At 30.9% G+C, this 15,014-nt stretch carries 19 protein-coding genes and 1 tRNA gene; all 20 read left to right on the top strand.

The features are described from left to right. Window positions 1-10 precede the first annotated feature (10 nt). Window positions 11-331, top strand: a complete 321-nt coding sequence (locus CPIN18021_RS06360; protein ID WP_078423615.1) for a F0F1 ATP synthase subunit C — start codon at window positions 11-13, stop codon at window positions 329-331. A 45-nt stretch (window positions 332-376) separates the two neighbouring features. Further along, window positions 377-461 (top strand) — tRNA-Leu (locus CPIN18021_RS06355). A gap of 341 nt (window positions 462-802) precedes the next feature. Further along, window positions 803-1,708, top strand: coding sequence for a methionyl-tRNA formyltransferase (gene fmt / locus CPIN18021_RS06350; RefSeq protein WP_078424662.1), 906 nt, complete (start codon window positions 803-805; stop codon window positions 1,706-1,708). Then, window positions 1,689-2,324 (top strand): biotin--[acetyl-CoA-carboxylase] ligase, encoded by a 636-nt coding sequence (locus CPIN18021_RS06345; protein WP_078424884.1) that lies wholly within the window; start codon window positions 1,689-1,691, stop codon window positions 2,322-2,324. Before fmt ends, CPIN18021_RS06345 begins: the two co-directional genes overlap by 20 nt. Next, on the top strand, window positions 2,321-3,106 hold the full coding sequence (locus CPIN18021_RS06340) for a ParA family protein (RefSeq protein WP_069633433.1): 786 nt from the start codon (window positions 2,321-2,323) through the stop codon (window positions 3,104-3,106). The genes CPIN18021_RS06345 and CPIN18021_RS06340 overlap by 4 nt, the downstream gene beginning before the upstream one ends. A gap of 2 nt (window positions 3,107-3,108) precedes the next feature. Beyond that, on the top strand, window positions 3,109-3,966 hold the full coding sequence (locus CPIN18021_RS06335) for a ParB/RepB/Spo0J family partition protein (protein WP_078423613.1): 858 nt from the start codon (window positions 3,109-3,111) through the stop codon (window positions 3,964-3,966). An 85-nt stretch (window positions 3,967-4,051) separates the two neighbouring features. Next, window positions 4,052-4,474: a FoF1 ATP synthase subunit B' gene (locus CPIN18021_RS06330; RefSeq protein ID WP_078423612.1), complete on the top strand. Its 423-nt coding sequence runs from the start codon at window positions 4,052-4,054 to the stop codon at window positions 4,472-4,474. 3 nt (window positions 4,475-4,477) lie between these two features. Further along, on the top strand, window positions 4,478-4,990 hold the full coding sequence (locus CPIN18021_RS06325) for a F0F1 ATP synthase subunit B (RefSeq protein ID WP_078424661.1): 513 nt from the start codon (window positions 4,478-4,480) through the stop codon (window positions 4,988-4,990). Then, a complete protein-coding gene (locus CPIN18021_RS06320; protein ID WP_078423610.1) occupies window positions 4,990-5,520 on the top strand; it encodes a F0F1 ATP synthase subunit delta in 531 nt (176 codons plus the stop codon). The genes CPIN18021_RS06325 and CPIN18021_RS06320 overlap by 1 nt, the downstream gene beginning before the upstream one ends. A gap of 14 nt (window positions 5,521-5,534) precedes the next feature. After that, window positions 5,535-7,052 carry a F0F1 ATP synthase subunit alpha gene (gene atpA / locus CPIN18021_RS06315; RefSeq protein WP_078424660.1) on the top strand — a complete coding sequence of 506 codons (1,518 nt, stop codon included), beginning with the start codon at window positions 5,535-5,537 and terminating at the stop codon, window positions 7,050-7,052. 9 nt (window positions 7,053-7,061) lie between these two features. Next, on the top strand, window positions 7,062-7,949 hold the full coding sequence (gene atpG / locus CPIN18021_RS06310; protein WP_078423608.1) for an ATP synthase F1 subunit gamma: 888 nt from the start codon (window positions 7,062-7,064) through the stop codon (window positions 7,947-7,949). 14 nt (window positions 7,950-7,963) lie between these two features. Continuing rightward, window positions 7,964-9,361 carry a F0F1 ATP synthase subunit beta gene (gene atpD, locus CPIN18021_RS06305; protein ID WP_078423607.1) on the top strand — a complete coding sequence of 466 codons (1,398 nt, stop codon included), beginning with the start codon at window positions 7,964-7,966 and terminating at the stop codon, window positions 9,359-9,361. 19 nt (window positions 9,362-9,380) lie between these two features. Continuing rightward, the gene (gene atpC, locus CPIN18021_RS06300; RefSeq protein WP_078423606.1) at window positions 9,381-9,770 is read left to right on the top strand and encodes an ATP synthase F1 subunit epsilon; all 390 of its coding nucleotides are present in this window, start codon (window positions 9,381-9,383) and stop codon (window positions 9,768-9,770) included. Further along, window positions 9,770-10,348, top strand: a complete 579-nt coding sequence (locus CPIN18021_RS06295; RefSeq protein ID WP_078423605.1) for a MotA/TolQ/ExbB proton channel family protein — start codon at window positions 9,770-9,772, stop codon at window positions 10,346-10,348. Before atpC ends, CPIN18021_RS06295 begins: the two co-directional genes overlap by 1 nt. After that, on the top strand, window positions 10,341-10,739 hold the full coding sequence (locus CPIN18021_RS06290; RefSeq protein ID WP_372236849.1) for a biopolymer transporter ExbD: 399 nt from the start codon (window positions 10,341-10,343) through the stop codon (window positions 10,737-10,739). Before CPIN18021_RS06295 ends, CPIN18021_RS06290 begins: the two co-directional genes overlap by 8 nt. A gap of 8 nt (window positions 10,740-10,747) precedes the next feature. Continuing rightward, window positions 10,748-11,545 (top strand): TonB C-terminal domain-containing protein, encoded by a 798-nt coding sequence (locus CPIN18021_RS06285; RefSeq protein WP_193431643.1) that lies wholly within the window; start codon window positions 10,748-10,750, stop codon window positions 11,543-11,545. 101 nt (window positions 11,546-11,646) lie between these two features. Then, on the top strand, window positions 11,647-12,909 hold the full coding sequence (tolB, locus tag CPIN18021_RS06280) for a Tol-Pal system protein TolB (protein WP_078423603.1): 1,263 nt from the start codon (window positions 11,647-11,649) through the stop codon (window positions 12,907-12,909). A gap of 57 nt (window positions 12,910-12,966) precedes the next feature. Beyond that, complete coding sequence (locus CPIN18021_RS06275; protein WP_078387914.1) at window positions 12,967-13,482, top strand: OmpA family protein; 516 nt, start codon at window positions 12,967-12,969, stop codon at window positions 13,480-13,482. Between the two features lie 12 nt (window positions 13,483-13,494). Beyond that, window positions 13,495-14,334 carry a tetratricopeptide repeat protein gene (locus CPIN18021_RS06270; RefSeq protein WP_078423602.1) on the top strand — a complete coding sequence of 280 codons (840 nt, stop codon included), beginning with the start codon at window positions 13,495-13,497 and terminating at the stop codon, window positions 14,332-14,334. Between the two features lie 65 nt (window positions 14,335-14,399). Beyond that, window positions 14,400-15,014, top strand: a complete 615-nt coding sequence (locus tag CPIN18021_RS06265) for an FKBP-type peptidyl-prolyl cis-trans isomerase (RefSeq protein ID WP_078423601.1) — start codon at window positions 14,400-14,402, stop codon at window positions 15,012-15,014.

The raw sequence follows: 15,014 nt of genomic DNA, 5'->3' as shown, positions 1-15,014 counted from the left end.
GAGAATGACGATGAAAAAAATCGTTTTATTACTTTTATCTCTCACTGCTTTTGCATTTGCTGCAGGTGCAGATGGTGAAATGAACAACTCAATGATTAGATCAGCTTCTGTTTTAGCTGCTGGTATAGGTCTTGGCCTTGCTGCTCTTGGTGGTGCTATAGGTATGGGAAATACCGCTGCTGCTACTATTAGTGGAACAGCTAGAAATCCCGGCGTTGCTAGTAAGCTTATGACAACCATGTTTGTTGCTCTTGCGATGGTCGAAGCACAAGTTATTTACGCATTGGTTATAACTCTTATCGTTCTATACGGTAACCCTATGCTTGGATAATAAATAATTTTTTATGCTCTATATTTTATAGGGCATATTATCTTTGCGACCTTGGTGGAATTGGTAGACACGCTATCTTGAGGGGGTAGTGCCAGTAGGTGTGCGAGTTCAAGTCTCGCAGGTCGCACCATCTAATTTTCTATTATATACATCTATGCTTACTTGTTGGCATTAAATAATAATTTTGATTATCTTTGCTATTTAAAATTTTGCTAATAACTTTTGCTGTATTATTTTCGCCTTTATTGCCCTTTATAAATTTTTATTAAAAATTTATAGCATCCGTCATTAATCCTTGGAATTAATTTTTTATTTTTAGTTTATTGAGTGTCGCTATAATAAAATAAAACATATTAATCAAATATAAATTTATTGCATTTATAAATTTTCTCGATTAAAACGCTTTTTAATCATATTTAAGATAATATTCATTTTTTATTTATTTAGAAATTTATCAAAAAGGGGGAATTTATGAAGATAATTTTTATGGGAACGCCTGATTATGCTACTGAGATTTTGCGTCAAATTTTAATTGAAGGTATAGAAGTATTAGCTGTTTTTACAAATCCAGATAGACCAGTGGGAAGAAAACAAATTTTAACACCGCCAAGTGTGAAGCTATTTTTACAAGAAAATGGATACAAAATAGATATTTTTCAGCCAAAAAATTTGAGGGATGAGGATACAATAAAAAAAATAAAAGAATTAAATCCTGATTTTATAGTTGTTGCTGCTTATGGTAAAATTTTACCAAAAGATATTTTAAAAATAACCCCCTGTATAAACTTACATGCATCTATTTTACCAAAATATAGAGGCGCTAGCCCTATCCAATCAGCATTATTAGCTGGAGAAAAACAAACCGGAGTAACAACGATGCTTATGAATGAAGGGCTTGATACAGGCGATATGCTTGAGTTTGAGTATACAACCTGTGAGCACAAAACAAGCAAAGAGTTGTTTGATGAATTAGCTCAAATGGCTGGGAGATTAATCATATCTACACTTAAAAATTTCAATACTCTAAAACATATAAAACAAGATGAAGGCAATGCAAGTTATTGCAAAAAAATCACAAAACAAATGGGGCTTGTTAGTTTTAAAGATACAACGGCTGAAATTTATAATAAATTTAGAGCTTTTGATCCTTGGCCTAGTATATTTTTAGAAAATGGATTAAAAATTATTGATTTAAAACCAAGTAATAAAAAGGGTAATTGCGAAGAAATAATAGATATAACCGAAAAAAGCTTTTTTGTTGCTACACGTGATTTTTCGGTAGAAATTTTTAGCATACAAGAACCTGGTAAAAAGGCGGTTAAGGCTATAGATTTTATAAATGGAAAGAGGCTTAAAGTTGGTAGTAGAATTTCTTGATGAATGTGAATCAACACATCTGCATTTAGTAAATTTGCTAAAATCAAATGCCATAAAACCGCCCCATACTATATCAACCAAGATACAAACAAATGGTGTTGGTAGTCGTGGTAATAGTTGGCTTGGATATGAAGGCAATCTTTTTTTGTCTGTTTGTGTTGATAAAAACAGTATACCAAATGATTTAAATGATGCCTCAATATCTATATATTTTTCTATGATTTTAAAAGAATATCTTAAATCATTTGGGTCAAATGTATGGGTAAAATGGCCTAATGATTTTTATATAAATGATAGGAAAATAGGTGGAATTTTAAGCACAAAAATAAACGACAATTACATAATTAGCTTAGGATTAAATTTAGTTAAATCTCCAGAAAATGCGGACATTTTAGATATAAATTTGTCGGCAGATAGCATAGTATGGGGCTTTTGCGAGCAAATAGATAAAATGATTTCATGGAAGCATATTTTTAGCAAATTTAAGATAGAATTCGAAAAATCAAAAAAGTTCATAACACATATTGATGGATATAGTGTTGATCTGTCGCAAGCTACGCTTTGTGAAGATGGAGCTATTTTTATAAACAATAAAAAGGTGTATTCTTTAAGATGAGTGAAGTAATAACTATAGCAAACCAAAAAGGTGGAGTTGGTAAAACAACAACTGCTGTAAATTTAGCAGCTTCTCTAGCTGTAGCAGAAAAAAAAGTTCTGCTTATAGATATAGATCCACAAGCAAATGCTACAACTGGCATGGGCTTTAATAGAAGTGATTATGAGTTTAATATCTATCATGTCTTAACAGGATCAAAAAAATTATCAGAAATAGTGCTAAAAACACAGATACCAACTCTATTTTTGGCACCTGCAAATATAGGCTTAGTAGGAATAGAAAGAGAATTTGATGATAAGAGCAGGGATTTTAAACTTGTATTAAAAAACAAACTTGATGAGATAAGAAGCGATTATGATTTTGTTATAATAGACAGTCCTCCGGCGCTTGGAAGCCTGACTATAAATGCATTAAGTGCAAGTGATAGTGTTATCATACCTGTTCAGTGCGAATTTTATGCATTGGAAGGTCTTGCAATGATGTTAAATACAATCAAACTAGTAAAAAGTGAAACAAATCCAAAGCTTAACGTAAAAGGATTTTTGCCAACTATGTTTAGCTCTCAAAATAATCTAGCAAAAGATGTTGTAACAAATCTAAAACAACATTTTAAGCATAAGCTTTTTATGTGTGGACTAAACCCAGATGATGATTTGGTTGTAATCCCAAGAAATGTTAAGCTAGCTGAAAGCCCTAGCTTTGGCAAACCGGTCATATTGTATGATATAAAATCAGCTGGTTCTTTAGCATATCAAAACTTAGCATATTCTATCTTGGAGTAATAATGGCAAAAAAAACAGGACTTGGCGGAAGAGATTTTGGTGTTGTATTTAGCGATGTTGAAGCCGCTTACAACAAAGTATTTGAAACCGATAAAAGCATAGTAAAACAAATAAATATCTCGCTTATATCAAATAACCCATATCAACCAAGAAAAAATTTCAACAAAGAAGCACTTGATGAACTTAGCGAAAGCATAAAAAGACACGGACTAATTCAACCAATAGTTGTTATTCAAAAAGATGATGGCTATATGCTTATAGCAGGAGAGCGAAGACTTAGGGCAACAAAACTTCTTGGCAAAGAAAAAATCTCAGCAATAATAGCCGATATAGAATCTAATAATCTAAGAGAACTTGCTCTTATTGAAAATATACAAAGAGAGAACCTAAACTCAATAGAGCTTGCATTATCATACAAAGAGCTGATAAACGAATATCAAATCACACAAGAGGCTTTGGCTGATATCTTACATAAGTCAAGAACACAAATAACAAACACAATGAGATTGTTAACCTTACTTCCTTCAACACAGGATTTATTGGTAGAAGAAAAACTTTCCCAGGGTCATGCTAAAATCATAGTTGGTTTAAGTCCTGAGAATGAAAAACTTATCGTAGATACAATAATCGGTCAAAAACTAAACGTTAGAGACACGGAAAAATTAGTAAAAAAACTAAAAACCAAAAACGTGTCAACCAATAAAAAACAAAGCGTGGAATTTGAACATCAAAATGAGCTAATAAGATTAAAAAAATCACTTGAAAATTTTAAAATAAAAACAAAAATTCAAAATAAAAAAGTTATTTTAGAATTTAAAGATGTTTCGCAAATTCAAGCATTTTTAGATAAATTAGAATAATTTTCAAAAATTTAATATAACTTTTTTGTATTTTATTGTAAAATCATTGGTAATTTAAATTATTTATAAAAATTAAGGAGGATAGATGTTAGAAATAAATCCTAGTCTTGTTATCTTAACAGCTATTATTTTTCTGATTCTAATTGCTGTTTTAAATTCATTGCTTTATAAGCCAATGCTTAAATTTCTAGATGACAGAAATACTTTTATAAAAGATAAAGAGGATAGTGTTAACAAAAATAACAGCGACCTTGGAGTTTACGAACAAGAGATACAAAGCATTATTTCAAATGCAAGAAATGAAGCAAATGCTATAAAACAAGAAGCTTTAAATTCTTCAAAAACATTAGCACAAGCTGAAATAAAACAAAAAAAATTACATCTTGAAGAAGAATATTTAAAATTTACAGAAGAATTAAACAGCAAAAAAGATGCATTAAAAAATGAACTCATGCTGAAAGTGCCTGAGTTGAAAGAAATATTAAATAATAAAATAGCAAGGATTTAAACCATGATCTCAAAATATAAAATATTATTTTTTATGACCCCTGTTTTTTTGCTAGCATCTTCAGAACATGCAAACTATGATATAGTAGAAAGAACTCTTAATTTTTTATTATTTTTTGGTATATTGTTATATTTTATAGCAAAACCTTTGAAACAAATGTATCTAGATAGAATAAATTCAATAGCAAATAAACTTGATAGCATACAAGAAAAATTAAAAGCATCAAACAACAAAAGAGATGAAGTATTAAGAAGAGTTGAAGACTCAAAAATAAATGCTGCAAATCTTATAGAAACTGCTAAAAAAGAGGCTATTATTATAAAAGAAAAAATCAAAAAAGAGAGCGAACTGGATATTTTAAACCTAGAAAAAAGTTTCAAAGAACAAAAAGAATTTGAAGAAAGAAAGATGGTTAAAAATCTAGTAAATGAAATATTAAACAACATATTTGACAATAAAGATTTAAAATTAGATCAAAAAGAGCTTGTAAATATAATACTTAAAAAGGTTGCATAATGAATGAAATAGTTGCAAAAAAATATGTAAAAGCTATTTTAAATGGCTCTTCTTCAACTGATTTGGATATTTTTATTGAGAATTTGGAAAATATATCTAGTGCTTTTGAAAATGAAAAATTTCAAAATATCATAACTATGCCAGCTTTAAAAAATGATTTAAAAGTTGATTTTTTAATATCATTGGCTACAAGTAGTAATGATAAATTTAATAATTTAATAAAATTGTTAGCTAAAAATAAAAGACTTGAACTAATTCCAGCTATATTGGCTGAGCTAAAAACAAAAAAAGCTAATATGCAAAATGTTTACATTGGTAAAATATATGGCGAAGTTGAATTAGACAATAAACAAAAAGAGGATATAGAAGAGAAATTCTCAAAGAAGTTTAATGCAAACATTAAGCTTGATGTTGTAAAAAAGAAATACAATGGAATAAAAGTAGAATTAGATGAATTAGGCATAGAGGTTAGCTTTTCGGTAGATAGACTGAAGGCACAAATTAACGAATATATATTAAAAGCAATTTAAGAAGGAGCATACGCGTGAGTGTTAAAAATAAAGCTGATGAAATTAGCACTATCATCAAAGAGAGAATTGAAAATTTTGAATTAAATATCGATGTTGAAGAGACAGGTAAGGTTATATCTGTTGCTGATGGTGTTGCAAATGTTTATGGACTTAAAAACATTATGGCTGGCGAGATGGTTGAATTTGAAAGTGGCGAAAGAGGAATGGCTCTTAACCTTGAAGAAAGTAGTGTTGGTATAGTTGTACTTGGTAAAACAAATACTATTTCAGAAGGAACATCTGTAAAAAGATTAAAAAAGCTACTTCGTGTTCCAGTTGGTGATGCTCTAATAGGTCGTGTTGTAAATGCACTTGGTGAACCTATAGATGCAAAAGGACCAATAGAAGCTACAGAAACTAGATTCGTTGAAGAAAAAGCTAAGGGAATTATGGCTAGAAAATCAGTTCACGAGCCTCTTCAAACAGGTATTAAAGCTATTGATGCACTTGTTCCGATAGGTCGTGGACAACGTGAATTAATAATTGGCGATAGACAAACAGGAAAAACAACTGTTGCGATAGATACTATAATAAACCAAAGAGGTCAAGATGTAGTATGTATATATGTTGCCATAGGTCAAAAGCAATCAACAGTTGCACAAGTTGTAAAAAAACTTGAAGAATATGGAGCTATGGACTACACTATCGTTGTAAGTGCTGGTGCAAGTGATGCCGCTGCATTACAATATCTTGCACCATATGCTGGTGTAACAATGGGTGAATATTTTAGAGATAACTCTCGTCATGCATTGATTATATATGATGATTTATCAAAACACGCTGTAGCATATCGTGAAATGTCTCTTATTTTACGTCGTCCTCCAGGTCGTGAAGCTTATCCGGGAGATGTATTTTATCTACACTCAAGATTGCTTGAAAGAGCTAGTAAACTAAATGATGAGCTTGGTGCTGGTTCTTTAACAGCTTTACCTATCATAGAAACACAAGCTGGTGACGTTTCTGCATATATACCAACAAACGTTATATCAATAACAGATGGTCAGATATTCTTAGAATCAGACTTGTTTAACTCAGGAATTCGCCCTGCTATCAACGTTGGACTTTCTGTTTCAAGGGTTGGTGGTTCAGCACAGATAAAGGCTACTAAACAAGTTTCTGGAAATTTAAGACTAGACCTCGCCCAATATCGTGAGCTTCAAGCATTTGCTCAATTTGCAAGTGATCTTGATGAAAGTTCGAGAAAGCAGCTAGAGCGTGGACAAAAAATGGTTGAAGTTTTAAAACAACCTCCTTATTCTCCACTTCCTGTTGAGAATCAAGTATTGATAATATTTGCTGGTTCTAAAGGATATCTTGATGATATTGAAACTTCAAGTGTTACAAAATTTGAAGCTGAATTATATCCTTATGTTGAAGCAAAATCACCAGAAATTTTTGAACAAATAAGAACAAAAAAAGCAATAGATAAAGAGCTAGAAGAGATTTTACATAAAGTAATTAAAGAGTTTAAAGCGACTTTTTCTTCTAATTAAGGCTAAAAAATGTCAAATTTAAAAGATATAAAAAGAAAAATTAAGAGTGTTCAAAATACTCAAAAGACTACTCGAGCTATGAAGCTTGTCTCTACTGCAAAACTTAGAAAAGCAGAAGAGGCGGCGAGAAAGTCTAGAGTTTATGCTCTTAAAATAAATGAGGTTTTATCAGAAATAGCATATAAAATAAACCAATATACAGCAGTTGCAAATGAAAGTAATTTTTTCAATATTTCTAAGAAAGTTGAAAAGGTAGATATTATTTTTGTTACCGCAGACAAAGGATTGTGTGGCGGATTTAATGTTCAAACCATTAAAAATGTGAGAAGATTAGTAGAAGAATATAAATCACAAAATGCAAAAGTTCGTTTGCGTGCTGTTGGAAAAAAAGGCATTGAGTTTTTTAATTTTCAAGGTGTTGAGCTACTTAAAAAGCATGCAGGTGTTAGCTCTTCTCCAACATATGAAAAATCTCAGGAAATTATACAAGATGCTATAAATGATTTTATAAATGGTGTAACAGATAAGATAATATTGGTTCATAACGGCTATAAAAATATGATTTCGCAAGAGATAAAAATTACAGATATTGCGCCGATAGAGCCACCAAAAACATCTGATGTAAAGACAGATTCATTGATAGAATTTGAACCTGAAGATGGTAGTTCAAAAATTTTAGATGAATTGCTTAAAAAATATTTTGAATACAATATGTATTTTTCACTGGTTGACTCATTAGCCGCTGAACATAGTGCAAGAATGCAAGCTATGGACAATGCAACAAATAACGCTAAAGAAAGAGTTAAGCAGTTAAACCTAGCTTACAACAAAGCTAGACAAGAATCCATAACCACCGAACTTATTGAGATAATAAGTGGTGTTGAGTCAATGAAATAAGATAAGGAGTATAAATGAAGGGTATTATTAGTCAAGTAATGGGTCCCGTAGTAGACGTTGATTTTAATGACTATTTGCCAAAGATTAATGAAGCTATTGAAGTTTTCTTTGATGTTGAAGGCAAAAAAAATAGACTGGTTTTAGAAGTAGCTGCACACTTAGGAGATAATAGAGTTAGAACTATTGCGATGGATATGAGTGAAGGGCTTACAAGAGGTCTTGAAGCTACTGCATTAGGAACACCTATTAGCATACCAGTTGGTGAAAAGGTTTTGGGTAGAATTTTTAACGTTGTTGGTGATTTGATTGACGAAGGTGAAGATATTAAATTTGAAAATCATTGGTCTATCCATAGAGATCCGCCTCCATTTGAAGAACAAAGCACAAAAAGTGAAATTTTTGAAACAGGTATAAAAGTCGTTGACTTACTAGCTCCTTATGCAAAGGGAGGAAAAGTTGGCTTATTTGGTGGTGCTGGAGTTGGAAAAACAGTCATTATTATGGAACTTATTCACAATGTTGCTTTTAAACATAGTGGTTATTCTGTATTTGCTGGCGTTGGTGAAAGAACAAGAGAGGGTAATGACCTTTATCATGAAATGAAAGAGTCAAACGTATTGGATAAAGTTGCACTGTGCTATGGACAGATGAACGAACCACCAGGAGCAAGAAACCGTATAGCACTTACTGGTTTAACAATGGCTGAGTATTTTAGAGATGAAATGGGTCTTGATGTATTGATGTTTATAGATAATATATTCCGTTTTTCTCAATCAGGTGCAGAGATGTCAGCCTTACTTGGTCGTATCCCATCAGCGGTTGGTTATCAACCTACACTAGCAAGTGAAATGGGTAAATTCCAAGAAAGAATTACATCTACAAAAAAAGGTTCAATTACATCAGTTCAAGCTGTTTATGTTCCAGCTGATGACTTGACAGACCCAGCACCGGCAACTGTTTTTGCTCACCTTGATGCTACAACAGTTCTAAACCGTGCTATAGCTGAAAAAGGTATCTACCCAGCAGTTGATCCACTCGACTCAACATCTCGTATGCTAGACCCACAAATTCTTGGAGAAGAACACTATAAAGTTGCTCGTGGTGTTCAAGCTGTGCTTCAAAAATATAAAGATTTGCAAGATATCATAGCTATATTAGGTATGGATGAACTTAGCGAAGAAGATAAATTAACAGTTGATAGAGCAAGAAAGATAGAGAGATTTTTATCTCAGCCATTCTTTGTTGCTGAAGTTTTTACAGGTAGTCCTGGAAAATATGTTAGTCTTGAAGAAAGTATAGCCGGATTTAAAGGCATATTAGAAGGTAAATATGATGAACTTCCGGAAGCAGCATTTTATATGGTTGGAAGTATAGAAGAGGCTATTGCTAAAGCTGAAAAACTTAAGTCTTAAGCCTAAAAAGGAAGCATAAATGAATAAATTACATTTAGAAATAGTTACACCTCAAGGGCAAGTTTTTTCTGGCGATGTAAGTAGTGTTGTACTGCCTGGAAGCGATGGCGAATTTGGTGTTTTACCAAGTCATGCTTCCTTGGTTTCACTTCTTCAAGCAGGCATAATAGACATACAAGATTTGGATAACAAGCACGATATAGTTGCTATAAATTGGGGTTATGCTAAGATAGATGAAGAAAAAGTAACTATACTTGCAGATGGTGCTGTTTATATATCAGGAAATAGCGAAAGTGATTTATCTGATTCGCTAAATAAAGCTAAGGAGTTATTTAATAGTATAAGTAGTGATAAAAATGCATTTGCTGCTACTATATCAAAAATGGAAAATATTGCGAGAAATAAGTAATGACATCTATAGATATTGTTTTAAACTATTTTTCTAAGAGTAGCTTTATAACCATATTTGTATTATCTTGGCTTTCTTTATATTTTATAATAAGTTTTACAATATTATTTTCTAGAATGACAGGACTTGGAGCATTTCAAAGAAAAGAACAAAATGCTCTTGAGTCTTTGTTGATGGGTGCTAAAAATTTACCAAGAGATTCTTTTTTTAAGAAATTTATTTCAAATGGCTTAACAAAAGAAAAGCTAAATATAGCTTTAAATTTAGCTGAAAGAAAGTCAACTAGCGGTCTAGTATGGCTTGGAATTATTGCATCTACATCTCCATTTATAGGTCTTTTTGGAACCGTAGTGTCTATTTTAGAAACATTTTCTAATTTAGGAAGTAGTGCTAATACATCTTTAAATGTTATCGCTCCTGCTATATCAGAAGCACTTATCGCTACTGGGGCTGGAATATTTGTCGCTATACCAGCATATACTTTCAATCTTCTAATAAAAAGAAAAGCATATGAACTTATAGGTGTTTTGCAGCGTCAAGCCGATGTAATACTTGGTATAAAGGATGAAATTGGCTGATTTTAAATTTGATGATGATGTGCCAGAATTAAACATAACACCACTTGTTGATATTATGCTTGTATTATTAGCTATATTAATGGTTACTATGCCAACTATAGTTTATCAAGAAGATATCAACTTGCCAACCGGTTCTAAAACAAAGTCATCAAATACCTTACAAAAAGATTTGACCGTTTTTATAAATGAAAAACGTGAAATTAAAATAGAACAGCATAAAATGTCTTTAGAAGAATTTCCAGATAATATATTGTTAATTGGGCAAAAGTATGAGAAAAACTCGCCGGTTTACATAAAAGCCGATAAAAATCTAAAATATGATGATGTTATGTTTGCGTTAAAAACGCTTAAAAACTCCGGATTTACCAAAGTAGCATTGCAAACAAATTAAATAACTTTATGTTAAATTTTAAATTTCCCACAATAAGCTCTTTTTTGGTTTCTCTTTGCTTATATGTAAGTATTGTTGCTATTATTTTAATAAATATTTCAACTTTTACAGATCCAATTAAAAAATACACAGATAAAAAAGATTCTTTTATGGATGTTATGATCGTAGAACAAGAGTTATCAACTGAGATAAAAGCACCAGAAAAGAAAGAAGAAAAAGAAATAGCAAAAGAAGATCAACCTGAAAAGAAGCAAGAAGAAAAAGAAAAAACAAACACCACAAATAAACAAACAACACAGGCAGCACAAAAAGAAGAAGAGCAAGTTGTAGTTAGTGAAAAAAAACCTAGTTTAAAAGACTTATTTAAAGATATAGATACAAAACAATTACAGCAAAAAGAGAAAAAAAGTACAAAAATACAAAGCAGAAAAAAAGATGAGAAAAAAAACTCAACAACAAAAATAAACAAAGCGACAAATATCATAGAAAGTTTAAAAATAGACGAAGTAGCAAAAACTCCAGAAAGTCAAAGTACTGGAACATATGATCCATTACTAGGTGCTATACAAAATCAAATTGAAAGAGCTTGGAGAAGCTATAAGGCTGATTCCGATAATAAGGCTCTTATAAAAATTCTAATAGACGCTTACGGAAATTTTAATTATGAAATAATAAAGCTATCTCTTGATGATAATTTCAATAAAAAAGTAAGAAAATTCTTAAACAAGTTAACCACAGAAAAATTTCCGCATTCAAACAACAATAGAAGTATATCTTTAAATTTATTTTTAGAAGATAAGCTGTAAAAGAAATTTATTATTTAAAATAAAAGACTAAAATATTACTATATTTTATCCTTACAAAAGGATATTTTTTATACGATATAAAAAAATAAAATGGAGTATATATGAAGAAAATTATTTTAGCTTTACATATTATGTTAACATTTATGTTTGCTTCTGATGCAACAATATCTGTTATAAATCAAGGCATTGCATTGCCAAAAATAGCACTTCAAGATGCTAGTGAGAATATGCAAGATCTTAATTTAAAAGAGAAATTTTTTAAAATTATGCTTGGGGATTTAAAAGTTAGTGCTGATTTTGAAATCATTAAAAGTGAAAATATTGCCAACTTTGAAGGTGATGAATTAACAAATGTATTAAACGATGGAACTCAATTTATATTTAGATATGCCCTACAAGGTTCTATCGATTCTGATATAACACTCCAAACAAAACTTATAGACGCAAAAACAGGTTTAACTAAGTATCAAAAAAATTATCTTTTAAATGGTGAAAAATATCCATTTTTAGCTCACAAAAGTATAGTTGATCTAACAAAAGAGCTAAATCTACCATCTGTTGAATGGATGGAAAAATTTATAATTTTTTCAAAATACACATCAGCAAAAGAGAGTGATATAGTTGTGGCTGACTATACATTGACATATCAAAAAACAATAATAGGTGGTAAATTAAATATTTTTCCAAAATGGGGCAATAAAGAACAAAGCATATTTTACTACACTGGATATGTAAATAATAAACCTACGCTTTTTAGATACAATCTAACTAATGGAAATAAAACAAAAATAATTGATAGCAATGGTATGTTAATTGCTTCAGATGTTAGCAAGGATGGTCAAAAAATTTTATTAACGATGGCTCCACAAGATCAGCCAGATATTTATGTATATGATTTAAAAACTAAAAGCTTAAATCAAGTAACAAATTATATCGGCATAGATGTAAATGGCAACTTTGTTGATAACGACAGCAGGATTGTTTTTGTATCTGACAGACTTGGTTATCCAAATATTTTTGCTACAGATATATATACAAAAAGTGTTGAGCAAATGGTCTTTCATGGAAAAAATAACAATTCAGTAACTACTTATGGAAATTACATAGTTTATTCTAGTAGAGAAAATAGTAGCGATCCAAGTAATTCATTTAATATCTATATGATATCAACAAAAACAGACTTTATAAGACAACTAACGGCAAATGGAAAAAATAATTATCCTAGATTTTCAAGCGATGGAGAAAGCGTAGTATTTATAAAACAAATTGGAAGCCAAAGTTCGTTAGGTGTTATTAGGATTAATGAAAATAAAAGTTTTCAATTTCCACTAAAAATAGGAAAAATTCAATCAATAGATTGGTAATATATTTTAAATTGTGATATAATATTATAAATTTCAAACATAGAGAGGTATAAATTTATGAAAAATGTATTATTAACTGGTTTAGCTGTGGCTGGATTGCTATTTGCTGGATGTTCTCAAAAAACCCCTGAGGTAGATATGAGTGCTGACGTTGTAGAACCATCAACTGCTGAGGAAGTTGTGTACGAAATGAGTGATACCGATAGATTAAATGCTCTAATATCAAGCGTACAATCAAAAGTTCAAAATATATATTTTGATTTTGATAAGTTTAATATATCAGCTGATCAACAAGGAAAAGTTAGTTTAAATGCTGCTTTATTTACTAACACACAAGCAAACAACTTATCTATAAAAGTTGAAGGAAACTGCGATGAGTGGGGAACAGATGAGTATAACTACGCACTTGGTTTAAAAAGAGCAAAAAGCACAAAAGATGCTCTAGTAAAAAATGGTGTTTCGGCAGATAGAATATCAGTTGTAAGCTATGGTGAAAGCAATCCAGTTTGCGCTAGCAAATCAAAATCTTGCGATGCTCAAAATAGACGTGTTGAATTTAAAGTTCTACCTTAATTTTTTAGTACTATGATAAAAAATATTTTTTCATTAGCGGTTATAAGCTCTATAACCGCTGCTTCTTTGGCAGGTGAAATTTCTGTATTTAATGCTGGAAATTTAGATACAGCTAATCCTTACGGGTTAACAGAAGGTGAAAAAGAGGTTTTAAAAAACAAGCACAATGTAGCAACACTAGAATCAAATTTAAATACAAATCAAGAACAAATACAAGGTTTACAAAGTATTGTTGAAAGCCTTAGTGCTAGAATTTATAAATTAGAGCAACGCCTTAATGAGATTGACTCTAGAATGCTAAGCGATCTTAACTCTTCAAATACCTCATTTGAATCACTAAAGCAATATGTAGAAGAAACAAGAAAAATTCAAGAAAAAAATTACACAAAAATAACAAAAACACTAAAACAGTTAGGAACTCTTATAGACAAAAAAGAGATAAAACCAAAAGAAGAAAAAAAAGTAACTACTAAATCAAATAAGAATAATTTTTCTAGCAAAAGCAATAATGATATATATAAAAATGCTGTAAAATTATTTAATGAAAATAAACTAGATGATGCAAAAGAACACTTTGAATACTTAATAGAAAAAAACAATAGACCAGCTACATCCAATTTTTATCTTGGTGAGATAGAATATAAAAATAAACTATATGCCAATGCTATAGCATATTACCAAAAAAGTATAGAAATGGATGATAAAGCATCTTATCTACCAAAACTTTTATATCATACCGCCATAAGTTTTGATAAAGTTGGTGATACTAGCAGTGCTAATAGATTCTATAAAGCTCTAAAAATTGGATATCCAGAAACAAAAGAAGCACAAGCATCTCCAGATAGAAAATAGTAAAAAAATAATTAAGCTTTTTTAGATATAATCTCAACCATTATCAAAAATTTAAGGAGATTATTGTGAACAAAGATCAAGTAATAACTATGTTTTACGAATTAAAAGATGCAAACACTGGTGAAGTATTAGAAACAAATATGGAAAATGGTGGGATTTCATTTATGACTGGAAGAGGTCATATTATCCAAAATTTAGAGGATGAAATTTTAAAGCTTAAAGAAGGTGATAAGACAATTATAACAATAAAAGCTGCTAATGCTTGCGGGGAATACGACAGCTCTGCAGTTCAAGCCCTACCAAAAGAGCAATTTGCTGGCATCGAATTAAGAGAAGGCATGGAATTGTTTGGACAAGGCGAAGATGGTTCAAATGTTAGAGTTATTGTAAAAGCAATAGGCGAAGATGAAGTAATGGTTGATTTTAATCATCCTTATGCTGGCAAAGATTTACTTTTTAATGTAGAAATATTAGAAGTAAGAGATGCTAGCGAGGATGAACTAGCTACCGGAATAGTTGCTGGTAAACATAGTTGCGGTTGTGGTAGTCATGGAGAAAAAGAAGGTGGCTGCTGCGGAGGACATGGACATCATCATGACCACGAAGAAGGCGGTTGTTGTGGAGGACATGGGCATCACCATGATCATAAAGAAGGTGGCTGCTGCGGAGGACATCATTAA

It is taken from the genome of Campylobacter pinnipediorum subsp. caledonicus, assembly GCF_002022005.1.
GTDB lineage: Bacteria > Campylobacterota > Campylobacteria > Campylobacterales > Campylobacteraceae > Campylobacter_A > Campylobacter_A caledonicus.
The sequence above is the reverse complement of the archived record's forward strand: the minus strand, read 5'-3'. Positions and strand labels throughout refer to the sequence as shown.